The 22,435-nt window shown below is 50.8% G+C and carries 18 protein-coding genes, 1 pseudogene and 1 riboswitch; of the genes and pseudogenes, 9 read left to right on the top strand and 10 right to left on the bottom strand.

The features are described 5' to 3' along the window. The first annotated feature begins 2 nt into the window (after positions 1-2). From ACMV5H_RS06975 to ACMV5H_RS06950, 6 genes are all read left to right on the top strand, one after another. The gene (locus ACMV5H_RS06975) at positions 3-1,385 is read left to right on the top strand and encodes a galactitol-specific PTS transporter subunit IIC (protein WP_414821631.1); all 1,383 of its coding nucleotides are present in this window, start codon (positions 3-5) and stop codon (positions 1,383-1,385) included. A 51-nt stretch (positions 1,386-1,436) separates the two neighbouring features. Beyond that, positions 1,437-2,486 (top strand): galactitol-1-phosphate 5-dehydrogenase, encoded by a 1,050-nt coding sequence (gene gatD / locus ACMV5H_RS06970; RefSeq protein ID WP_059199418.1) that lies wholly within the window; start codon positions 1,437-1,439, stop codon positions 2,484-2,486. A 128-nt stretch (positions 2,487-2,614) separates the two neighbouring features. Then, complete coding sequence (locus ACMV5H_RS06965; RefSeq protein WP_059199417.1) at positions 2,615-3,403, top strand: DeoR/GlpR family DNA-binding transcription regulator; 789 nt, start codon at positions 2,615-2,617, stop codon at positions 3,401-3,403. 123 nt (positions 3,404-3,526) lie between these two features. After that, positions 3,527-4,879, top strand: a complete 1,353-nt coding sequence (gorA, locus tag ACMV5H_RS06960; RefSeq protein WP_166733629.1) for a glutathione-disulfide reductase — start codon at positions 3,527-3,529, stop codon at positions 4,877-4,879. A 239-nt stretch (positions 4,880-5,118) separates the two neighbouring features. Beyond that, a riboswitch (M-box (ykoK) riboswitch) is annotated at positions 5,119-5,290 on the top strand. 265 nt (positions 5,291-5,555) lie between these two features. Then, on the top strand, positions 5,556-5,648 hold the full coding sequence (mgtS, locus tag ACMV5H_RS06955; protein ID WP_137751220.1) for a protein MgtS: 93 nt from the start codon (positions 5,556-5,558) through the stop codon (positions 5,646-5,648). Between the two features lie 317 nt (positions 5,649-5,965). Next, entirely contained in the window at positions 5,966-7,330 is a 1,365-nt protein-coding gene (locus tag ACMV5H_RS06950; RefSeq protein WP_115159368.1) for a cation-efflux pump, read from the top strand. Positions 7,331-7,481: 151 nt separating this feature from the next. Here the strand turns inward: ACMV5H_RS06950 and ACMV5H_RS06945 are convergent. The 7 genes and pseudogenes from ACMV5H_RS06945 to ACMV5H_RS06915 all read right to left on the bottom strand — a co-directional run bounded on the left by ACMV5H_RS06945 (position 7,482) and on the right by ACMV5H_RS06915 (position 14,286). Further along, a pseudogene (locus ACMV5H_RS06945) lies at positions 7,482-8,407 on the bottom strand (fimbrial protein). A gap of 15 nt (positions 8,408-8,422) precedes the next feature. Next, positions 8,423-8,926 (bottom strand): fimbrial protein, encoded by a 504-nt coding sequence (locus tag ACMV5H_RS06940; RefSeq protein WP_037376519.1) that lies wholly within the window; start codon positions 8,924-8,926, stop codon positions 8,423-8,425. A gap of 18 nt (positions 8,927-8,944) precedes the next feature. Continuing rightward, positions 8,945-9,466: a fimbrial protein gene (locus ACMV5H_RS06935; RefSeq protein WP_021807393.1), complete on the bottom strand. Its 522-nt coding sequence runs from the start codon at positions 9,464-9,466 to the stop codon at positions 8,945-8,947. Continuing rightward, positions 9,466-12,075 carry a fimbrial biogenesis usher protein gene (locus tag ACMV5H_RS06930; protein ID WP_414821630.1) on the bottom strand — a complete coding sequence of 870 codons (2,610 nt, stop codon included), beginning with the start codon at positions 12,073-12,075 and terminating at the stop codon, positions 9,466-9,468. The genes ACMV5H_RS06935 and ACMV5H_RS06930 overlap by 1 nt, the downstream gene beginning before the upstream one ends. Positions 12,076-12,156: 81 nt before the next feature. After that, on the bottom strand, positions 12,157-12,861 hold the full coding sequence (locus ACMV5H_RS06925; protein WP_071784889.1) for a fimbria/pilus periplasmic chaperone: 705 nt from the start codon (positions 12,859-12,861) through the stop codon (positions 12,157-12,159). A 214-nt stretch (positions 12,862-13,075) separates the two neighbouring features. Then, complete coding sequence (gene fimA / locus ACMV5H_RS06920; RefSeq protein ID WP_094982423.1) at positions 13,076-13,639, bottom strand: type 1 fimbrial major subunit FimA; 564 nt, start codon at positions 13,637-13,639, stop codon at positions 13,076-13,078. Positions 13,640-13,785: 146 nt separating this feature from the next. Then, positions 13,786-14,286 carry a hypothetical protein gene (locus ACMV5H_RS06915; protein ID WP_218520164.1) on the bottom strand — a complete coding sequence of 167 codons (501 nt, stop codon included), beginning with the start codon at positions 14,284-14,286 and terminating at the stop codon, positions 13,786-13,788. 526 nt (positions 14,287-14,812) lie between these two features. Here ACMV5H_RS06915 and ACMV5H_RS06910 point away from each other — a divergent pair. The 3 genes from ACMV5H_RS06910 to ACMV5H_RS06900 all read left to right on the top strand — a co-directional run bounded on the left by ACMV5H_RS06910 (position 14,813) and on the right by ACMV5H_RS06900 (position 18,068). After that, positions 14,813-15,631 carry a winged helix-turn-helix domain-containing protein gene (locus ACMV5H_RS06910; RefSeq protein ID WP_115159364.1) on the top strand — a complete coding sequence of 273 codons (819 nt, stop codon included), beginning with the start codon at positions 14,813-14,815 and terminating at the stop codon, positions 15,629-15,631. Continuing rightward, a complete protein-coding gene (locus ACMV5H_RS06905) occupies positions 15,604-16,116 on the top strand; it encodes a hypothetical protein (protein ID WP_218520413.1) in 513 nt (170 codons plus the stop codon). The genes ACMV5H_RS06910 and ACMV5H_RS06905 overlap by 28 nt, the downstream gene beginning before the upstream one ends. Before the next feature lie 404 nt (positions 16,117-16,520). Beyond that, positions 16,521-18,068, top strand: coding sequence for a hypothetical protein (locus tag ACMV5H_RS06900; RefSeq protein ID WP_115159362.1), 1,548 nt, complete (start codon positions 16,521-16,523; stop codon positions 18,066-18,068). Positions 18,069-18,111: 43 nt separating this feature from the next. Here the strand turns inward: ACMV5H_RS06900 and ACMV5H_RS06895 are convergent, their stop codons facing one another. The 3 genes from ACMV5H_RS06895 to ACMV5H_RS06885 are packed head-to-tail and all read right to left on the bottom strand — an operon-like array spanning position 18,112 to position 22,252. Beyond that, a complete protein-coding gene (locus ACMV5H_RS06895; protein ID WP_414821629.1) occupies positions 18,112-19,329 on the bottom strand; it encodes an N-acetylglucosamine-6-phosphate deacetylase in 1,218 nt (405 codons plus the stop codon). Beyond that, positions 19,322-20,674: an adenylosuccinate lyase family protein gene (locus tag ACMV5H_RS06890; RefSeq protein WP_414821628.1), complete on the bottom strand. Its 1,353-nt coding sequence runs from the start codon at positions 20,672-20,674 to the stop codon at positions 19,322-19,324. The genes ACMV5H_RS06895 and ACMV5H_RS06890 overlap by 8 nt, the downstream gene beginning before the upstream one ends. A gap of 12 nt (positions 20,675-20,686) precedes the next feature. Next, positions 20,687-22,252 carry a PTS transporter subunit EIIC gene (locus tag ACMV5H_RS06885; RefSeq protein ID WP_059199412.1) on the bottom strand — a complete coding sequence of 522 codons (1,566 nt, stop codon included), beginning with the start codon at positions 22,250-22,252 and terminating at the stop codon, positions 20,687-20,689. Positions 22,253-22,435: the final 183 nt, after the last annotated feature.

The following is a 22,435-nucleotide window of genomic DNA, read 5'->3' as shown; positions in this document are numbered from 1 at the left end:
CCATGTTTACCGACATCATGCGTTACATCCTCGATCTCGGCCCTACGGTGATGCTGCCCATCGTGATCATCATCTTCTCGCTGATTTTAGGGATGAAGTTAGGGGATTCATTTAAATCCGGCATTCATATCGGCATTGGCTTTGTCGGTATCGGGCTGGTTATCGGCCTGATGCTGGACTCGATCGGCCCCGCAGCAAAATCGATGGCCGAACAGTTCCAGATCAACCTGCACGTGGTGGATATCGGCTGGCCAGGCTCATCACCAATGACCTGGGCCTCACAGATTGCCCTGATCGCCATCCCGGTTGCGATTGCGGTCAACATCGTGATGCTGCTGATGCGTATGACCCGCGTGGTTAACGTGGATATCTGGAACATCTGGCATATGACCTTTACCGGTGCCATGGTGCATCTGGCCACCGGCTCATACTGGCTGGGTATGCTGGGCGTGGTGGTGCATGCCGCCTTCGTCTACAAGCTGGGGGATTGGTTCGCCAAAGACACCCGCGACTTCTTCGGGCTGGAAGGGATTGCCATTCCGCACGGCACCTCCGCCTATATGGGGCCGATCGCCGTACTGGTGGACACCATTATCGAGAAGATCCCCGGCCTGAACCGTATTCACTTCAGCGCGGACGACGTACAGAAACGCTTTGGCCCGTTCGGCGAGCCGGTGACCGTCGGCTTTGTGATGGGGCTGATTATCGGTGCGCTGGCCGGTTATGACCTGAAGGGCATTCTGCAACTGGCGGTGAAAACCGCTGCCGTGATGCTGCTGATGCCACGGGTGATCAAACCGATCATGGATGGCCTGACGCCGATCGCCAAGCACGCTCGTAAACGCCTGCAAGCACGCTTTGGTGGCCAGGAGTTCCTTATCGGCCTCGATCCGGCGCTGCTGCTGGGCCATACCGCCGTGGTCTCCGCCAGCCTGATCTTTATCCCGCTGACCATTCTGATCGCCGTGATCGTCCCAGGTAACCAGGTGCTGCCGTTCGGCGATCTGGCAACCATCGGCTTCTTTGTGGCCCTCGCCGTCGCGGTACATCAGGGCAACCTGTTCCGCACGCTGATCTCGGGCTTTATCATCATGAGCATCACGCTGTGGATCGCGACCCAAACCATCGGGCTACATACCCAACTGGCGGCCAATGCCGGTGCCCTGAAAGCGGGCGGAGTGGTGGCCTCCATGGACCAAGGCGGCTCACCGATCACCTACCTGCTGACCCAACTGCTCACCTGGCAAAACGTGGTGGGTCTGGTGGTTATCGGCGTCATTTACGCCATTGGGGTGTTCCTCACCTGGCGCCGTGCCCGTCAATTTGCCCAGGCTGAAGCCACCGCCAAGCAACAGGCCGCCCAAAGCCTCAACGCTATGTCCTGATCCTTCGGGGGAGCTTATCTCCCCCCTCTCTATTTCTACGGAGTTCAAGTTATGCAATCAGTCGTGATCCACACGGAGGGAGAAGTGCGCGTTGAAGAACGCCCCGCCCCTGCTATTGAGGCCGCCGATGAGGTGTTGGTTCGGGTGGCTTATTCCGGGCTATGCGGTTCGGATATCCCCCGCATATTCGCCAAGGGAGCGCATTTCTACCCGATTACCCTGGGGCATGAGTTCAGTGGCCGGGTCGTGGCCTGTGGCGATCGGGTTACCGATCTGCAACAGCATGATGCCGTGGCCTGCGTTCCTTTGTTGCCATGCTTTAACTGCCCGGAGTGCCAGCGCCATTACTATTCGCTGTGCAAGCATTACCAGTTCGTCGGTTCACGCAGCCATGGCGGCAACGCCGAGTTTATCGTAGTCAAACGCGCCAATCTGGTGAAATTGCCTGCCAACGTCAGCTTGTTGCAGGGGGCGTTTATTGAGCCCATCACCGTCGGCCTGCATGCCATTCAGTTGGCTGGGGGCTGCCAAGGCAAAGAGGTGATCATCATTGGTGCCGGTACCATTGGCCAATTGGCGATCCAGTGCGCCAGAGCAATGGGCGCACGCAGCGTCACGGCGATCGATATCAATGACGACCGGCTCAAGCTGGCACGCCAGATCGGCGCAGAAAACGCGTTTAACAGCGCAGAACTCAGTCCCGCCCAGATAGCCGAACGCTTGCAGGAAAGGCGTTTTGATCAGTTGATCCTGGAAACCGCCGGCACGCCACAAACGGTTGGCCTGGCGCTGGATATCGCCGGGCCGCGGGCACAAATCGCGCTGGTGGGGACTCTCCATAAGGATCTGCACCTGTCTTACAGCACCTTTAGCCAGATCCTGCGCAAGGAGCTAACGCTGCTGGGCAGTTGGATGAACTATTCGGCCCCGTGGCCAGGGGAAGAGTGGCAGCAGGCCATGAAGCTGTTCCAATCGGCAGATTTGGCTCTGGAGCCGTTGATTGCCAGCATCGATCGCCCGCAGCAATACGCCGCCAGCGTTGCGGCCCTGGCCGGTATGCCGATGCAGGGAAAAATCATGCTCAAGCTCGGCGAAGAGTGATATTTAGCCAATGGCTGCCCTGGTGCAGCCATTATTTTGCCTCAAATCCCATCTCCTTGATCTTTATGCTCCCCTTTCATATCCCTTTCGCATAAAATAAAAGCAAAACATTTCGATAGGTCAGGATGATGAACTCTTTTGAAAGACGAAACAAAATTGTCGACTTGGTTCAGCAGAACGGCAGCATCTTGGTCAGCGATCTTTCGAATTCCTTCGGAATTTCTGAAGTTACCATCCGCGCTGACCTGCGCCTGCTGGAAGAAAAAGGCCTGCTGATCCGCTTCCACGGCGGTGCCGCCAGGCCGGGCAGCCAGTTGGAGCAGGAGGCCGAGGCGCCGAAAACCACCGGTGAGGTCATCCTGGAGGAACGCTACCAGCTGGCCAAAGACCCGAAAAAACGCATTGCCTTAAAGGCAGCAGCGATGGTCAACCCCGGCGATACGGTGATCCTCGACAGCGGCAGCACCACCATGCTGATCGCCGAAGAGCTGGTGAAGATGGGCAATATCACGGTGATCACCAATAACCTGCCTGCCGCCTTTGCGCTCTCCGACAATAAAGACATCACGCTGGTGCTGTGTGGTGGCACGCTGCGCCATAAGACGCGCTCCATGCACGGTTCCATCGCGGAGCTCTCCCTACAGGGTATTGCCGGTGACGTGATGTTCGTCGGGGCCGACGGGTTGGACGCCACCAACGGCATTACCACCTTTAATGAAGGCTACTCTATCAGCGGCGTGATGGCTCAGGCAGCCAAGCGCGTAGTCGCGGTGGTCGACTCTACCAAGTTCGGCCGCCGGGGTTTCAACCTGGTGCTGTCGATGAGCCAGATCGACATGATCATTACCGATACTGGCATCAGCAGTGCCGATCGCCAAGCGCTCGATCGGGCAAAACCCGAACTGGTTATCGTGTAAAATCGACCGGGCAGAGGATCAAGCCTCTGCCTATTACAGCCATCGACGCAATCTTTGCGACAACCCCCAGTCAGGCGTTAAACTCTTACCCTTCTCGAATCACACAACTCATGGAAAACCCAGATGACGAAACATTACGATTATCTAGCAATTGGCGGCGGCAGCGGCGGTATCGCATCGATCAACCGGGCAGCCATGTATGGCCAGAAATGCGCACTGATTGAAGCCAAAGAGCTTGGCGGCACCTGCGTTAACGTGGGTTGTGTCCCGAAAAAAGTCATGTGGCATGCGGCGCAAATCGCCGAGGCCATTCACCAGTACGGCCCGGATTACGGCTTCGATACCACCGTTAACGCCTTCGACTGGAAACGCCTGATCGCCAACCGCACCGCCTACATCGATCGTATTCATACTTCCTACGACAACGTGCTGGGTAAAAACAAAGTTGACGTGATCAAAGGTTTTGCCCGCTTTATTGACGCGCATACCGTAGAAGTCAACGGCGAGAAAATCACTGCCGACCATATTCTGATCGCGACCGGTGGCCGCCCAAGCCATCCTTCGATCCCAGGTGCCGAATACGGCATCGACTCCGACGGCTTCTTCGAGCTGGATGCCATGCCAAAACGCGTGGCAGTAGTGGGTGCGGGCTACATCGCGGTAGAAATTGCCGGTGTGATGAACGCGCTGGGAGCGGAAACGCATCTGTTCGTGCGTAAACACGCCCCGCTGCGTACCTTCGATCCGATGATTGTAGAAACCCTGGTTGAGGTGATGAACACCGAAGGGCCAACCCTGCACACCGAATCCATTCCAAAATCCATCGTCAAGAATGCCGACGGTAGCCTGACGCTGGCGTTGGAAAACGGCAAAGAGTTCACCGTGGACAGCCTGGTCTGGGCCATCGGCCGCGAACCAGCGACCGACGATCTGAACCTGGCGGTCACCGGCGTGAAAACCAATGCCAAAGGTTACATCGAGGTCGACAAATTCCAGAACACCAACGTGAAAGGCATCTACGCGGTAGGTGACAACACCGGTGCGGTTGAGCTGACCCCGGTTGCCGTTGCCGCTGGCCGTCGACTGTCTGAGCGCCTGTTCAACAACAAGCCGGACGAACACCTGGATTACAGCAATATCGCCACCGTGGTGTTCAGCCACCCGCCAATTGGCACCATCGGCCTGACCGAACCGCAGGCGAAAGAGCAGTTTGGTGAGGACAAAGTGAAGGTCTATAAATCGTCCTTCACCGCCATGTACAGCGCTGTGACTCAGCATCGCCAACCATGCCGTATGAAGCTGGTGTGTGTGGGCGAAGAAGAGAAGATTGTTGGTCTGCACGGGATTGGCTTCGGCATGGATGAAATCCTGCAGGGCTTCGCCGTGGCAATCAAGATGGGCGCGACCAAGAAAGACTTTGACAACACCGTGGCGATCCACCCAACCGCTGCGGAAGAATTCGTGACCATGCGGTAAATGGTGCATTCCTTACTGTAAAACCGACTGTAAAAGGTCGGTTTTTGCTTTTATTCAGCTTATAAATGCTGATTAAGGCAATTGAATATCCCCGCCATAATGTTTATATCACTGCAAAATTAGCATTCATTAAGATAAATCGTTCTTTTAAATATAACTTCTTAAATATAACCTCAACGAGATGCCGATTTTCGAGCACAATCGCTCCCAACGCGCCTATAATCACCGCGTAGTTATATGCAGTATCTCGTTTGGCGAGGCTCCTATACAAACACAGGTTACTGATCTGACGACATCGAGAGATGCCCAAGGTTAAGACAGGCTTTATCGGATTAAGGTTCAGCCCAAGGTAACTTCTGAGATTGTTCAGATACGTTGTATAGTGCTAAAACCTGGACGCGGAGATAGGCTTTCTGCACTCCCCCTCTTTGGTTTACTCCCCTATGCGATGCACTGTTGAAGTTTAAACAGCAATAGGGTCAATCACTTCCAGACTCCTCAGCGATGACCGCTACCACGCCAGCAGCACAGGCGGGTCAGCCATTGCTAACGCTTTGAACGCTGACTTTTTCACCGCCGCTGGCACCAGGACGGTGAATGAAGCCAGAGACTACGTTACACACTTACTTTTAACCACAGAGGTCGTTATCGATTACAGTTAACCGAGGATAAGATTATGGGAAATATGATGTTTTTTATGGGATTTTTGTTTTTCATCAGCTCATTGGGGCTGATCGCAGCCTATCTGAGCACCAAATGGGATGACTAATGAACGAAAAAGATCCGCCTAGCATCATCCTCCCCGTAGCCTCATCAATCATTGCGGGGAGGATGAATAACCGCAATAAAACGGACGGTATTTACCGCGCGTGATAATGATGATAATTTTTATTCTTGGGTTGCTGTACGCTATTTTTATGATCTCGGTAGGTATTAATGAGATTTATTTGTATTCCACCGGTCAAACTGCCTTTCTTTCCTGTTTATTGCTGACAGCGACCGCAAGCTTGCTGCTCGTCGCTTTTGTCTGGCAATGTTCCGTAAAAACCAAACGCTGATTTTTTTAATTCAACTATGAGCTGTGCTATGCAAAATAAAAAACAGGCCGTCGCCAGAAACTCGATGATTATCAGCGGATTGTTGGCGTTAGGTAAATTTATCGCAGGTATATTTACCGGCAGTATTGGCCTGATCTCCGAAGGCATTCATTCATTTACCGATTTTATAGCCACCAGCATCACCTGGTGGGCGGTGAGCGTCAGCGATAAACCTGCTGATGATGACCATCACTTCGGTCATGGCAAGGTTGAGAATCTGGCCGCACTGTTTGAGGTACTGCTCCTGTTGGCGGCAGGCGGTTGGATCGTCTTTGAAGCAGTAAGCAGCCTGATAGGTGAGGCCAACCAGATTGTAGCTGCACCGGTAGTGATTGCGGTACTGCTGGTGTCCATTGTGGTTGATTTCTTCCGTGTCCGAGCCTTGAACCGCGTGGCCAAAGCCACCAACAGCGCGGCTCTGGAAGCCGATGCTTTGCATTTCTTCTCCGATATGTTGTCTTCTGGTGTGGTGCTGTTGGGCATGGTTTTTGTGCTCTTTGGTTTTGCCCGTGCAGATGCGCTGGCAGCACTGATCGTCGCCTGCTTTATCCTGACTGCCGCATTGAAGCTGGGGAAACGCTCCTTTGATTCCCTGATTGATACTGCACCTGCTGGCACGCGGGAAGATATCGCTGCCATACTTAATGACTTCCCCGCGGTGCTGTCTACGGAGAATATTCGTCTGCGCAGTGGTGGAGCCACGCTGTTTATCGAGGTGAGCGTTGGGGTATGCCGTACGCTACCGCTTGAGCGGATCAAGGAATTGAAGCTGGCGATTACCGCCAAACTTGCGCAGCAATACGCCAACTCGGAAGTGAGGGTGATTGCCATCCCTCAAGCCAGAAGTGATGAAGATCTGGCAACCCGTATTCGCATGCTGGCCGCCAACCATGGGGCCGTGGTACAGAGCCTTTCGCTACAACAATTGGCAGACCGTGTGGCGATCGGGATGGATCTGCTGGTTCCGGCCAATGCCAGCGTAGAGCAGGCGCATGATATTGCCAGCGAGGTGGAGGAGGCTCTACGCCAGACCTTGGGCGAAAATACCGAGATTGAAACCCACCTGGAGCCCCAGATGCTGGATTGGCTAACTAGCCAGGATGTGGAACACGGTGAACTGGCAAGGATTGAACAAGCATTGACGGTTTCGGCGCAAAACAGCGGATTGGTGCAAGACATCCATGATATCCGTGCGCGAGAAACGCCACAGGGCGTGATTGTGAATTTTCACTGTCGGGCCCTTCCAGCCTTGTCGATTTCTGCGGTGCACGATGCGGTGGACCATATTGAACGGCAATTAAGAATACAATTCCCGATGGTATCGCGGGTGGTGGGGCATGTTGAACCGCTGTGATCCCTCACAGCGGAATAGGGAGTGGGCACAGTCAGCATCGAAGTAGAAATTGCCGGTGTGATGTGCCCCAAAAAACCAAGCCTCCCGATGCTGAGCTGCCAGCATCAGGGGGTTAAGAAGGTTTAAATAGCCATTGAATATTCGCTAACATTTACTGGTAAACAAACGTCACCCCAATGATTACTGAACGTTTCCTGCGGTCAACGGCCCACTGGTACGTGCATAGCTCGCCGTTAACCCAAGCTCCACTGACGATTCTCCAACGTTACCCAGTGATACATTACTGTTCGCAGGGATAACCTTGCCGTTGCCCGTTATCTGTATGCCAACCCCTTGTGCGGCAGAGGCTGAAGCCGTATTGCGGAAAACGGTGTTGCCGGCATCCTCAGTCGTTCCTGAAAGGTAGTAGCTCAACTGTTGATTTTTCAAACAATTCACAGAAATGGGCACAGGAGTACTAGCAGGATAATCAGGTAATGAGACCGTAACATTACGTGCTGAAACATCGCAGGTTCCTGTAGGAATGACGACACTGTTATTAGCTATTAGATTCCATGTGTACGTTTCGAGTGTTACAGGGCCGTTATTATCAGGGCCTCTATCCATCATATGCACATACAAAACAGCAAAATTGCTCCCAGCTGGTATCACAACTCCTCTGGCAGATGAGTCAGGCGTAATAATAAGCTTAGCGGAGAGTGGTGTATAATTATAGTTAGAAGAATAATATGAGAAAGTTTCGGTACCTAACGGCAATGAATACTTAGTTCTAACGAATTCTAAATAACCAGCATATTTAGATAGTTCCCCCGTGAAGCCTGAGTTGCGTGCAAAATAAAAAAAAACGGGGCTCCCGTTCCCACCATTAATTTTGTAGCGATCTTTACAACTGATAGAGTTGGAAAGGTTTACTACCATGTTTTCCCCAGCAGAAATACTCGGCCTAATATCAACATAGACATTCACGACGCTCTCGTCTTTATCACTTATAGTCTGACCAGTCAAATCTATACACGTAGTTGCCAAACTATTAAAAGAGCATCCCATCAATAATATTATTAATATGATTTTTTCCATAAAAACACTCATCAATCAGGCATAGGTATAGGTAATGCTAATTACCGCTTGAATAGTTCCCTGGGTAGCCGCACCGTTTACAGACAGTGCTCTGACTTTGAGTGGGAAACTTGCCGACTTGGTAGCATCGACGACCGATACTGCCTTTTTAATGCCATTATTCAGCTTGGTTCCTTTATCGTCCTGCAGTTCGATCTGAATATTACCCGCGGTCCCCATATTTTTATAATAACCGGTCGCATCAGCCGTCCCGCTAAATGTCGCTGTCACCTGTGACGTTCCGATGGGGCAACCCGTCAGGCTTAGGGTAACGGGTTTCCACTCCGATGCGGCACCCGCGGAGATCATATCCGAACTGTATATGTCACCTAGTGCAACAGAAGCTTTGGAGGTTGAAACGGTACAAGGGCCGGCTACCACTTTACCGCTAACCGTGATAGTCACGTCAGCAGCCTGTAATGGGCTGGCGAGGCTCAGTAGCCCGGACAATAGCAGAGGGTACACATTCCTATTTTTCATATTCATATCAGTTTCCTGTCACTGAAATTCAAGCGTAAAGGTTGCCGTTGCATTGACATGCCCGACGGTGACCGGCATCCGGGTAGCCATCAAACGGGCATAAAAATTAAGTACGTTGGTTTGTCCTGGTGTCAGCGTCGTCCATGATATTGATGACGATGTGGCATTGAGCGACAACATCGTCTGCTGGCTATTCAGAATTTGTACGCCTATTCCCGCAGCAGCAGCCGCACCACTGTCGAGCTTTAACAGACTTGTGTTGTCATTATCCGCAGTACCGGTAAAACTGACTTTTACCGCCGTTACCGAGCTTCCGCACGGGGAAAGCACGATACGGAATGGTACTGGTGATGTCGTCGCGCCTACTGTGTGAAATTGTTTAGCGACGTTATGCCTCAGATCGACAGTAAAATCTTTCGATTCACCTGCCACTGCGCAGGTGTTATTCAGGATGTTTCCGTAAAGAGAAATGGAGTTATCGGTGGCAACGGCCGAGCATATGTAACAAGCCAATAGCGCACTAAACAGGTTAAGTTTCATCAACGACACACCACCGTCAGTTGATTCAGCACTTTGTTCAGGCTATCTTTCGGCTGGCGATAATCAGCCACACAACTGTTGTCCTGTCCATGGCCCCACTTTGCCTGAACCTTGCCCACTAGCGGCATACCGCTCATATAAACCTGACCGTTCTCGTCGACGATATTGCCGCCCTGGTTGGTTTCGGATGTTACAAGGGCACCGAATGGCACTGGCTTGCCGTTGTATATCAACGTCATCAGAATTTTTATCCCGACTCTGACGTTGAAATCAGCGCGCACTACCGCGCCGTGGGTAGGTACAACACTGACCACCGGATCATCAAGCTCGACGTTATTGGCCAGAGTATTGGTATTCAGCGCTATCCGGTTTTCGCGATAGTCGGTGGCATAAGGCAGTACGGCGTAACCGCGCCAGTCCGTGCGAACACCGGTCTGGTTTTCAACTTTGATGCCGCCCGCGCCAGGCGCTTTCACCAGCACCACCGTATCGTTCAGCGGCTGGCTCAAGGTGACGCCATTGTCATGAAGCAGTGCACCACCGCTGACGCCGTAGTACAGCTGCTTAAAACCGTCGCTGCGGCTGTAGCCAATATTGGTGTTAGCGTAACCGCCACGGTAGTTCAGCGCCGCATAGCCCGTACCGTTACTACGGCTATCGCCTCCGCTGGCGTAACCGGTCTGCACGCTGTAACCCAGGTTGTTATCCTCCAGCAGCGTACCGTAGAGGCCGGCAAAGTTGTTCATCCGACCGTTCAGATCATGAGACATGCTGTAACTTGCACTGGCACTGTTCCATACTGACTGGCTGTTGGAGCGCTGCCAGTAGCTGAAGGGGATGTTGACGTTGAAAGCCAACATCTGGTTGCGGCCTGTCTGCCAGGCGCTTCTGGTCAGACTGTAACTCAGCGTCCAGTTGATGTTGTCCACTGCGGCATTCAGTCCCATTTGCAGCTGTTCGTCAGCCTTGCCGGTCCCCCAGTAGGTCTGGCGACTGCCGCTCAGATAGAAGGTGGCTGCCCCCCCCAACTGCTGGGTCAAACTGGCCTGTAATGTACCGCGTTTGTTCCAGGCGAGATTGTAGTAATCAGTGAATTTGGGTTGCACCTGTATAACCCCATCCTGGGTATCTATACTGTAGCCCTCCATTCGCCGGTAAGTGGTGTCTGCAAAGCTGTAGTAACCCCGTGTCGAGTGCCGATAGCCCACTAACTGAATATTTGTACCGGTCTCATTAAACGACTTGTTGTAGAGGAAACGTAGCGACTGCCCCTGATACTCGCTGTCGTCGGGTAGCATGGCGTTTGCCTGCGTGATATCCAGCGAGAAGGCACCGAAATCGCCGATATTCTTGCCGAACCCAAAGTTAAACGCACGATAGCGATCCGCCAGTAAGGTGCCACCGTACAGCGTCCAGCCTGCCGGCATACCATGCATCAGCGTACTCTGGATGAATTTGGGTTTCTCCTGCTGGCTGCTGCCGCTACGATATTCACCCGCCGCTACGCTGTAGCGGATTTGGCCACTGCGCAGCAACATCGGCACAGAGGAATAAGGCACGCTGAATACCTGGCTGGTACCGTCAGATTCTTTTATGGTGACCTGCAGATCGCCACCGTTGCCTGCCGCATAAAGATCGTTGATGGTGAACGGCCCAGGTGGCACCGTAATGTTATAAGTCTCATAACCATTTTGCGTGATCGACACCTGTGCCGTACTACGAGCAATACCATGAATAACCGGCGCAAAGCCCCTCTGGCTTTCTGGCAGCATATTGTCATCGGAGACCAACTGCGCACCACGGAAGTTAATGCCGCCAAGAATGTCGCTGCTGGTATAGCTGTCACCCACCGTCAGACGTGAGCGTAGTAAGGTAATACCGCGCTCTATCCAGGTATTGATGTGTTGCCACTGATTTTTACTGTCGGATGAACCACCTCTGCTGTAGCTCCAAATGGTATTGTCGCGCAACCGCCAGGAGCCCATGTTCAATCCACTTTGCAGGTTCAGATAAGCATTATTTCTGCCATCACCAATATTATTACCGGTAAAGTTGTAGTTCAGCAGGCCGGCAGTAATCCCTTCATCCCAGAGCTCAGGCGGAATATAACCACGCACACGGTTACCCATAAAGGCCTGTGGTACGGTCAGATAAAGACGTTGCTGGCCGACGTCGAAACGGCTTGTGGCCCCCTCGATCATATCGGTCAAGGGGACACAGGCGTCTGGCGCGAACGTATCCATACCACTGACTACGGAGGTATTGACGCCCATGCCAACGAGCTGGCTGCGGGTCAGGCACGGAACCAGACCGAGACCGTTTTCACCCGCACTAAAGGCAACATCACGAGTGGTCATAAAGTCGTCGTTAAGATAGATATCTACTCGATAAGTATCAGGCGGCACTTCCTGACCATTTTCAAACCCGGAAAGATCTGCCACAGCAGCAGGATCGTCCGCCAGAAAACGGGGATTAAAGTAAAGCTCGGCTGGTATTGTATATGTCGGTATCGTCGCCAATAAGGCGATAAAAAAACGCCCCGAATACTGGCTGAAGTGCATATTGAACCGTGAGCCTAAATGGCCTGTTCCATGTTTTAGCTGCGACATAGTCCCTCCGGTCTGAAATTGGCCGGCTGTCAGTTCTTTCTTTATACCCAGGGAACAAACCGCTGGGATCTTCCCTGTTGGTTATTGCTGTGCGCCCGTCATTTTTGGAGTCAATGCGCCATAGTCATTAATCGTCTGGTAGGTGATTTCGCCGCCAGTGTTGGCAGGAAGCGTCACCGAAGCTTTACCCATCGGTGGTACCAGCGCATTTTCCAGCACCTGGTTCCCAGCCTTCAGCTCCGTGACCGTCAGGTAATAGGGAGTAGGGTTGTGAAGCGTCAGCGTTGAGCCACTACGGCTGAATGTCAGTTTTTCCGCTGCCAACTCCGGCGGCAGGCTCAGTTTCCCTGGGCGATAATAGAGCTTGATACGGCTGATGATTGCCAATTGCAGCGTGTTTTCACTCAGCTTCGATTTATCCATCGATGGGATCGCTTTAACGTTTACCCAAAACAGGCTTTCCCGATCCTGCGGTAGCTGATTATTAGTGGCATCGATAATGCGCAGGGTGTTCTCTTTTTTACCCTGCATGGCAAACAGCGGGGGGGTGATGACAAAGCGACCGTCTTTGCCACCTTCAGCATTTTCCACCCATGATTGAATAAGGTAGGTGCTGTCCTGCTCATTATTGGTGACCGCCAGCGCAACCTGTTTCTGGCCTGCCGGATAGATAACCCGGGTGGTCCCCAGCGCTACACCCGCTTCGCTACGCACGGAAAAGCCGGTGGCGGCAATTATCAAACATCCCACGAATAAGCAGCGCGTTATCTCCAGTATTTTTCTCACATATTTCCCTTTTTATTCGTCGTTATTTTCTGTTTCTTATTGGTAGTTCAGGGAGAACCAATACTGGCGGCTCCCTTGGGTAAGGTGATGCTCAAGCAATTACCTAAAACAGATAGCAGAATACCGATTTCACTTTCTGCATCGTTATCATCCCAGTTTTATTGTGTATAACGGGCCATCCTGGCCCTGAATGCCTCCTTGCCTGGCAAATGGATTACTCGTATTGCACCTTAAAGGAGGCATCAGCACTGACAGTACCGGCCGTTGCTGCACCAGTAGCGTAGAAACGAGCCTGGAAAGGAACAGCCGTACTGCCATCATTCAGAGCCATCGCAGTGCTGAAAGTTGAGCCATCCAATACCAGCGGAGTACCCGTTTTATCAAGGATCTGTACACCGATATTCTTTGCCCCACCGGAAGTTGAACTCTGCGTTGCAAGTACGGTAGTGTTAGTGCTGTCAACCGCTGTACCGGAGAAAGCAATAGAAGCTTTAGTCGAAACAGCAGTATCGCAATCGTTAAGCTGAATATTGAAGCCAACCGCCGGACTGGTGTCGCCTGCTTTAGCCAGTTTTGCGGAACGCACTTGGCCTAACTGAACGGTCTGATCGATAGAGCCCGCGTCTACAGCACAAGCTGCGTTAATTACTTCCCCTTTAAAATAAACTTTACCTCCATTCACAATGCTCTTCGTCGCACCAGCTTCCGCAGCCAATACAGATGTAGAGTTCAAGGCCAGGATTGACAGTGCAATGGCGCCCAGTTTATTAATTTTCATGTGTATTCCTTTAAACATATGAGTGAATAACCTTATTTAAACTAAGGTGGTGTGGTGCATATCCATATAACTATACGGAATTCTTGAAAATACTATTTCAAAACATCATGTACTCAGTGAGTAACGATGTTACTTACCTGAATGAATTAATGATGATTTAATGCCTTATCAGAAAGCCAGAGAAACTTAAACAAAAGCATACTTAAGTCATTAAGATTAGACAGCCCGGCTTTATATAATGCATTATTCCTTTTCCTATAAACGGTTTTTGAATTCATCAGCAGCACTTTAGAGACTCTATTAATGTCCATACCGTCATTAATCATCGAGCGCATGATACTGACCTCGTCAGCAGTAAACCGTTGCCACAAAAACATTTTTTCTCTAACGTGTCTTTTATCCGCTCTATTGGTTTTAACGTCGTTAATAAAGCTTACAACTTCAGAAACTTCCGTTTTTGAGGATAAAAAAAACACACTTCCCTTTGGATTCGGCCTGACCTTCACAGGAACGTCGATAAAACAAACTGTTAGAATATCATTCGCTAACAAAAACCCTAAAATTTTTGAGAAAAAATGAATATTTTCCATATTTACATTTACAATAAATATACTATTTTCGGATGTTTTCTTAAGTGCACTACGCATTTTTTTCTCTGATGGAAAACGTCTCGACTGAATGAATCTCCATTCCGAATGCAAAGATTTCAGGCCAGATATGAAAAAATGATCGTCACTCCATGTTATGAATCTTGTTTTCTTAGCATACATAGTTTTCTTAACCACGCAGAAATCTGGCAGGTAATTATGACATCATACATTTTTACACGGGTAGAAAGTCCCGCACCATATTAGTCATTAAATACCCAAGGTCCCTCTCAATGGCAACCACAGTATCATCGTAACACCACTTAAAATAATCAAAAAAAATCAAAAATAATCATCTGAGATTCTTATAATTTTAAGATTTTTCCTAAAGTGCATTTTGCTTAAAAAAATGCGATCATATGATAAATTAATGAACCTATAAAGTTATTAACTCTTTCTTAGATTTCTCCTAACATAATGATTTTAAAACATAAACCAACTTGGCCACAGGTAATTCAAAATGGGGTTTTCTTGCTCAACATACAACCTTAAATGAAACTTAAGTGATGATTTGATAAGGAAAAAAATGAACGACGTAGATAAAGAAGATGCAGAAATCAGCAATCGCTGCATTTACCTCATTGACCAAAAAGTATACTTCATACCTGATGAAAACCTACTCATTTCAAAAAATTATGATGAGAAGATTAAACTTTTAAGTACAGCAACAGAGTGCCTTTCTACTCTTATCTCGCGTCAGGGGCAGATAATCCCCAGAGAAGAACTAATGGACAGTGTCTGGAAAAAAAGGGGCGTTATCGCTTCTGACAATAACTTTTACCAGACGATACTCACCATCAGAAAGGCGTTTTCAACACTTGGCTTGGATGATGTTATTGCAACAAGATATAGAAGAGGTCTGGTTATAGAAAAAAAAACCTCAATTATTTTAAAGACACAGCTTTCATCAGACAGTGTAGAGACAAGAACTCTGCCGTTGGAAGGTACGATAGATGAGGTGGCCTGCCAGGATACTCAGCAAGATACCATTGAGTCCCCAACCAACAATCCCCCCCAGTCAAAGAGAAGAGGTTTCTATGCTATTTTATTATTAACCCTCACCCTTGGATGCATGACAGGACTCATTTTAAATATAAATTCGGGTAGGTTCTTTGATACTTTTCACCATATGAAAAGTGGCTACCCATGTGATATTTACCTCTCCAACAATACTAACTCCGTAGAGAGCGTCACATCATTTTTAAAAAGTAAAAAATTCTCCTGCAATAAAGGAGAAAAAGTTTATTATGCCTCAAGACAGCAAATTGGTTATCGGGCCATTATCACATGTGATAGTACATTTCAGGAGGGTGGCGAATGTTCAACAGAATTTTATCTAGATTAAGCATAAGAAAACTGAAAACCCCCTTAATTATCATGGCTATTTTTGCCATCAGTTCACTATCTGTATTAGAATTGAGAAGATATTTATACACTCAGCACAATAGAATATCCTGTTATGCAACTATAAACATACACAAGAATGACAAAATACTCTCCCTTAGATTAAGATATCTTATGCAGAAAGGTAATGGCATGATTTTCCTGCAAGGTAAATTGTATGAGAACGGAAAGAGCGTTGGAATTATAAGCAGGGATATTTCGTTTAATTACATTCAAAGTGGATCTTTTTATAAGATCTACGTAGAAGATATAGTAAACCTTTCTCAGAGTACACTTTTTGACGCAAAAGTGGATACCTTCCTGCCTGATATTTGGTATCAAAAAGGGATACGCAGTGGTTTTTTCATCCAACCCCAATATCCTAATGGCTATATTTTAGGCCGATATTTTTTGCCTTCTTTCTATTGCCGGAATATCGATGATTGACCCCAAGAAAAGGGGTATGTTAGCTGTGTCACGAGCACATCGTCAGGCCTGATAAACAGCTTTAAGGGGTCGTCACTATAAATGCGCCAAAAGCGTCGGTATATCCCTGATGGAGGGAGACAGTGAAACTGGCGAGAGTCTGCAGCAAACCCAGGCCGCTCAAGCGGCCTCAGACTGGTGACAAAATCCAATATGACGGTGGTTTTATGTCTGCCAATTGGAGCACAATAATCTGTATGCCCATGCCATGCCTTCTGTCTTTTTAATGCTAGCCAGCCTCCTCAATTTACCTAGCCAATTTCAGTGTGCCACTACACTCCCCTTACCACCCATGTCACAGACAATCTCCGCGATTTTCTATACTCTCAGCTATCCGACTCCAGACGCGACGTTGAGACGCCTTAGTGAACAGTTTTGACCTGTCATTGTTGAAATATATTCAGGAACACAGCCCGGTGTTAATCGAGGATGTCACCTCCAGGTTTGGCAAAACCCTGTCGACGCTGAAGCGATCCATGAAGGAGATTAACGAGTTTCTGGAGCCAGATTACCACCTGCATATTGATGGGCAGTGGATCGTCACGGCGATCGGCTATAGGGAATACATCGCCTTTCTGGAACAGCTCCCGTTTAACCGCTACATCACCACCGCCGATGAACGCATTAAAGATCTCAGCGTGGCGCTGTGCCTGCAGGACGTGGTGAACAAAAGCGAGTATTACCGCAAGTTTAACGTCAGCCCAACCACGCTAAAAAACGATAACCAAGCGCTGTTGGCATTTTTACAGGCCAATCATCTCACCGTTACCGCCATTCCCAAGCAGGGATCGCGGCTGGATGGCGACGAGATCCTGCTGCGCATCGCCATCTGCCTGACGATCCTGAAAACCATCGAGATCGGCGAAGATCATCTATTGGTGCCGCACAAAGCCAGCGAGCCGATCAATCGCTCCATTGCCACGCAGTTCTTAAAGGTGTGCCAACAAGAAATCAGCGCCGCCGCCGAGTTGTACCAACAGCAGCTGAGCCAGCAGATCACGCTGGGCTATAACAGTAAAAAATACTTTCTGGTGTATATGAGCATTGCGCTACATCGCATGCGGCGCGGGCATTTCATTACCCACAGCGATAACCTGAGCTTTATTCAATCCTCTGACTTTGGGTTACTGAATGGCGAGCACGAAAACCGTTTCCTCGACCTACTGATTTCATCGCTGACCTACACCTGGCGGCCATTTGATATCTATGATCCCACGTTGATTACGCTCGTTGGCCGCCTTTGTGAAACCCTGACCCCGTTGCTGCGGGCAGAAATCCACAACCGTTCGCCCTTCTTCGCCGAGATCTACCAGTTCGTCTATTCGACCATCGTACAAAACAAGTTCAATCTCTACTTTGACGATAAAAAACTGCATCAGGTGCAGACCCGGCACGCCCTGCTCTATCAGGGCGTCGTCCAGGCCACCGCCCCCATCGCGCAGCACTATCAAACCACCTTTTCGCCGGTGCATTTGTCCACGCTGGTGTTGATCCTGAAGAAATACGAGCTGCAAAACCGAGTCCACAGCGAGGAGAAAAAACGCGTCATTATCGTGACCAACTCTTCGGAAAGTAAGGTGGGTTATTTCAAGGAGGTATTGAAGTCGCACTTCCATATTGAGATTGTCGGCTACGTTAATATCAATGAGATACATACGCTCGAGCGGATCCCCTTTGATTTGCTGATCACCTTCACCAATAAAATCTCGAGCTATCTGAAGTATTATCAGTGGGATTACATCAAGGTGAATTTCTATCTCAGCCGCGATGATATCTCGCTGCTCAGCCAGCACGGGCTTTCCCGGGCGAAGAAGAAGATCCCGGCAGAGGGGTTTATTCAGGAGATTGAAGGATTGGATCGCCAGCAGCTGCGCCCCCTGTTAGAGCGGCAGTATCCGGACTTTTTCATCTGACAAGGTGACAACAAATGGGCACAGCATGCTGCACCCGTCGTGCCTAAGCGCTTAGCTGGGTTTGACGCAGGCCCCGGCAGTAGACCTCCACCAGCTCCAGCCCTTCATCCAACACCAGAATATCGGCATCTTTCCCCGGGCACAGTGACCCTTTACGGCTCTGTGCGCCCGCCAGAAACGCCGGATTCTCGCAAGCAATGCTGGCGACAGACACCAGCCCCTTATCCAGACGATCGACGATGTTCCTCACCGAATCGAGGAAGTTCATCTCCAACTGCTGGACCGCACCATAGTCGCAGGGGCAAACGTGGCGCGTATCGCCACCGTCTGAGGTAATCTCTAACTGCCCCTGTTTGATACGGAAGGTCTCTTTGCGCAGGTAATGGTGAAACTCATAGCCTTCCGGGAAATCGACATAGCCCATACAGTCACTCATCAGCACCATGCGCCGATCGCGTTTCAGGCGATAAAGCAGATCAAAGGCCTCCGGTTTGATGGTGATACCGCTCTGTTTCGCAACTTCTGCATAGGTATCCTGATAGTACATCAGCGCACCAACCACCCCGAGCTCACGGTGATGGAAGCCACGCATCCCGCTATAAGCGTGGGTGAAGTGATTTAATCCCGCCTCTATCGCTGCCGTAACCTCAGCAAAGGTGGCATCGGTATGCCCTGCCGACGCGGTGATCCCATGCGCCCGCAGATGGCGAATCAACTCCAACGCCCCTTCCAGCTCTGGCGCTAGCGTCATCAGGCGGATGTTATGGCCCGCCAGGCGGTTAAAGCGTTCGAATCCCTCAACGCTTGGCCGTTGCAAACAGTCGGCTCGCTGCATGCCGAGGTGTTTTTCACTGATGTAGGGGCCTTCCATATGGATGCCGATGGCTTCGGCCCCGTTCGCTGGCGTTGCCGTGGCAATATAATCGGCAGCCTCCATTAACGACGTCTCAAGGAAATCATTTGGCATGGTGCCGGAAGTGGGCAGGTAAGAAGTGACACCGGCCTTGACCAAATCGTGGCTCATCCACTTCAGCGACTCCTTATTGCCCTTGTAGCCGAACGAACCCCGCCCCCAGCCGTGTACATGGATGTCGACAAAGCCGGGCATGATGATCCGATGACTATGGTCGATGCAGCTACCGGAAAAGTGGCTGGCGAACCCGCTTATTTTCCCTTGTTCCACCCATAGATAACCGGCCTTGATACCGTCGGGGAATACGATCCGGTTGGATTTGATAACCCCGGAGCGCTGGTTATCCATGGCTTCTCTCCAAGACCCGGCCCGCCAGTTCATCGGCCAAGGCGGCACACAGGCCGGTATAGGCTCCGGGATCCAGCAGCTCCGCAATCTCCTGCGCAGTGAAGTTTTCGGCCATGACCGGATCCTGGCTTAGTATCTCACCGTATTCGAGATGTTCATGGGTGCTGCGCATCGCCATGTTGTAAACCAGCTCATGGGCCGGATCCTTACCCAGCTTATCCACCAGTTTCATCATGATTTTCTCGCTGTTGATCAGCCCGTGCGTCAGCATCACGTTGTCGTGCATCCGCTCAGGGTTAATCACCAACGTGCGCGTCAGCTCCTCTGCACGCAGGATAATCTCGGCCATCAGCTCAATGCTTTCCTGCAGGCTGGCATCAAAGATAAAGTAGGCAGAGCTGTCCGCCTCAAACGGCCTTGGGCAGACGTAGAGCGCCGCCGTCATCACCGAATACAGCTTCTGGGCGTTGGCAATGATGCCCTTTGCCAGCTTGGGATTGACCTTCTGCGGCATGGTGCTGCTGCCCACGGTGCCTTTGGTAAACGCCTCGGAGACCTCGCCAAACTCCTCACTGGAAGTCTGATAAACCTCTTCGGCGATTTTATGCAGAGTGGTTGCCAGCAAACACAGGTTGCTGATGTACTCGGCGCGGAACACTCTGGCATTGCGTGAAGGCACCAGCATCGAATGCATCCCGAGCTGTTCGGCGACCAGATCCTGCACCGTTCTGCCCGCTTCCCCCGTGGCGTGAAAGGCTCCCACCGCCCCGCCCATCATCACGGTGAATACGCGCTTTTCCGCCTCCTGCATGCGTTCCACCGCTGCCAGCAGCTCATAAATCCACACGGAAACCTTATAACCATAGGTGATAGGCAAGGCATGTTTACCGTGGGTGCGCCCCGCCATCAGGGTATTTTTGTGTGCCTTCGCCAAGTGGGCCAGATTGACCAGCGTGTCATCGACAAACTTCATCAGATGGCGGTGGAATTTCTGCACGATCAGCAGATGGGCCGTTTGCTGTATGTTTTGGGTCGTCACGCCGTAGTGCACGTACTTGCCACTTTCCGCATCACAAGATTTAACCAACACCTTGATAACGGGAACAAACCCGTGGCCAATCTGACGCATCAACCGGTCGATCTCCGCCAGATCGATCCGCTCCAACTGGCAGTTGGCAGCGATATTTTCAGCCGCGGCGGCGGGGATCATCCCCACCTTAGCCTGCGCCATCGCCAGTGCGCCTTCCACGTCGAGCCATGACTGCACCCTGGCTTCGTGGGTGAACAGATCTTTCATGCCCTGATGATCGATGGTTTTACTTTTGGAATCATAAAGTGCGCGCATGCTGTGTTCCTCTTAACGTTGCTGAATGCCAGCAAGATGGTCGTCTACCGCGTTACGGACAAACTCGACGTGTGGCCCGAAGACGACGTGAATATGGTTGCTGGAGGGAATAAAGGTCCCCAATGAACCGGCCTCTTTCAGCAACTCCATGTTCATCAGCTTCTGGTCGCCTAGGTCGATACGCAGCCGCGACACGCAGTTTTCTACCCGCTTGATGTTCTGCCTGCCGCCCAGTCCTTCTACGACCAGCTCCGCTACCTTGTCGTACTCTTTGTTATTGAGCAGCGCACTGTCCGCCATCTCTTTCTCGCGGCCTGGCGTTTTGATATCAAACTTGCCAATGGCATAGCGGAACACGCCATAGAACACCACAAAGTTAATCGCTCCCAACAGCAGCAGGTTCGGCCAGTGGGTGTTTTCGTACATCAGCCCGAAGATGCCGAAGTCAAAGATCGTGCCGCGAATATAACCAATCGAGACGTCCAACATTTGCAGAGGAATGGTTAACAGGCCGCACAAGATTGCGTAGACAACAAAAAGCTGCGGTGCAATAAACAGGAAGGAGAACTCAAGCGGTTCGGTGATATTGCCGAGGAACGCCGTCAGCACCACGGTCAGGATCATCCCTTTGGCGAATTTCTTGTTTTTGAAATAGGCCATGTGGTACATCGCCAGCCCGATAGCCGGAACGCGGAACAACGTGGTCAGCATCTGCGACGAAGCCAGGTAGCTGGACAGCGTTGGCATGAACTCATTCCATGCTGGATGGTTGGGCCCCAGTTCAAACAGGATCTTGTTCATGGCGGGCAGAATGCCAACGTAGGTTTGCCCATCAATCAGATAGGTGCCGCCCGCTTCGGTGAAGCGCACCGTCGAACTCAGGACATGGTGCAAGCCAAACGGGATCAGCAAACGGTTCAAGGTCATGTAGATCCCGGCACCGATGTTCGGCGCCATCATTACGGTCGAGATGCTCCGCATCCCATAGGTAAACACATCCCATACGAATGGGATCAACAGCCCGACCGGAATGGTAAAGGCAATCGACAGGATGGCGACCGATTTCTTCCCGCTGAAGAAGGCAAAGGCCAACGGCAGTTGCAGCCGGTAGAACCGGTCTGTCACCTTGGCGGCAAGCAAACCGGCAATGATCCCTCCCAGCGCCTCTATTTTCAGCGTATGGATGCCGAGCACCATGCCCTGCCCGACCAGCGCCATATTCTCCGTCACCAATTGGTCCATCACTTTCAGATGCACATGCATGGAGATCAGTAAGGTTAGATAGGCGATGACCGAAGCAAAGACCGCAATGCCCTTTTCCTTCTTCGACATGCCATAAGCGACCCCCATGGCGAACAGCAATGGGATATTCTGGAACACCACGCTGCTGATTAATCCCACCGAAGAGAGGATCGCCTTGCAGTAGGCATTTCCCAGAAACGGCAGTTTATCGATCATATACGCCTGGCCCAGCGCGCTACAGATCCCCATTAACATCCCCACCGGGGCTAACACGGCAATAGGCAATAATAGGGAACGCCCAAACGTCTGTATTTCGTTTTTAAAATTTGATTTCATTATCTGGCCCCTGGTTTACTTTACCGCTCTATCAAACAATGCCAGCGCTCCCACCATCAAGGCCAAATACTGGCTGATTCAAGGCTCATTTTTTGCCCGTCAAAAATCAGGGCTTGGGGCCAATTAACAGGTACGCCAAATCGCCGCCCAGGTCGTTTTCAGACAGGCGGTTAGCAATAAGGC

Origin of the sequence: Serratia sp. N21D137, assembly GCF_047530005.1 — a bacterium.
In the GTDB taxonomy this organism is placed as follows: Bacteria; Pseudomonadota; Gammaproteobacteria; order Enterobacterales; family Enterobacteriaceae; genus Chania; species Chania fonticola_B.
The sequence above is the reverse complement of the archived record's forward strand: the minus strand, read 5'-3'. Positions and strand labels throughout refer to the sequence as shown.

Coding starts and splice junctions, on each gene's coding strand:
- ACMV5H_RS06910 (WP_115159364.1), top strand. CDS start 14,813: ATGAACGACGTAGATAAAGAAGATGCAGAAATCAGCAATCGCTGCATT.
- gatD (WP_059199418.1), top strand. CDS start 1,437: ATGCAATCAGTCGTGATCCACACGGAGGGAGAAGTGCGCGTTGAAGAA.
- mgtS (WP_137751220.1), top strand. CDS start 5,556: ATGGGAAATATGATGTTTTTTATGGGATTTTTGTTTTTCATCAGCTCA.
- ACMV5H_RS06975 (WP_414821631.1), top strand. CDS start 3: ATGTTTACCGACATCATGCGTTACATCCTCGATCTCGGCCCTACGGTG.
- ACMV5H_RS06905 (WP_218520413.1), top strand. CDS start 15,604: ATGTTCAACAGAATTTTATCTAGATTAAGCATAAGAAAACTGAAAACC.
- ACMV5H_RS06935 (WP_021807393.1), bottom strand. CDS start 9,466: ATGAAACTTAACCTGTTTAGTGCGCTATTGGCTTGTTACATATGCTCG.
- ACMV5H_RS06940 (WP_037376519.1), bottom strand. CDS start 8,926: ATGAAAAATAGGAATGTGTACCCTCTGCTATTGTCCGGGCTACTGAGC.
- ACMV5H_RS06885 (WP_059199412.1), bottom strand. CDS start 22,252: ATGAAATCAAATTTTAAAAACGAAATACAGACGTTTGGGCGTTCCCTA.
- ACMV5H_RS06930 (WP_414821630.1), bottom strand. CDS start 12,075: ATGTCGCAGCTAAAACATGGAACAGGCCATTTAGGCTCACGGTTCAAT.
- ACMV5H_RS06965 (WP_059199417.1), top strand. CDS start 2,615: ATGAACTCTTTTGAAAGACGAAACAAAATTGTCGACTTGGTTCAGCAG.
- ACMV5H_RS06915 (WP_218520164.1), bottom strand. CDS start 14,286: ATGCGTAGTGCACTTAAGAAAACATCCGAAAATAGTATATTTATTGTA.
- ACMV5H_RS06950 (WP_115159368.1), top strand. CDS start 5,966: ATGCAAAATAAAAAACAGGCCGTCGCCAGAAACTCGATGATTATCAGC.
- gorA (WP_166733629.1), top strand. CDS start 3,527: ATGACGAAACATTACGATTATCTAGCAATTGGCGGCGGCAGCGGCGGT.
- fimA (WP_094982423.1), bottom strand. CDS start 13,639: ATGAAAATTAATAAACTGGGCGCCATTGCACTGTCAATCCTGGCCTTG.
- ACMV5H_RS06895 (WP_414821629.1), bottom strand. CDS start 19,329: ATGGATAACCAGCGCTCCGGGGTTATCAAATCCAACCGGATCGTATTC.
- ACMV5H_RS06890 (WP_414821628.1), bottom strand. CDS start 20,674: ATGCGCGCACTTTATGATTCCAAAAGTAAAACCATCGATCATCAGGGC.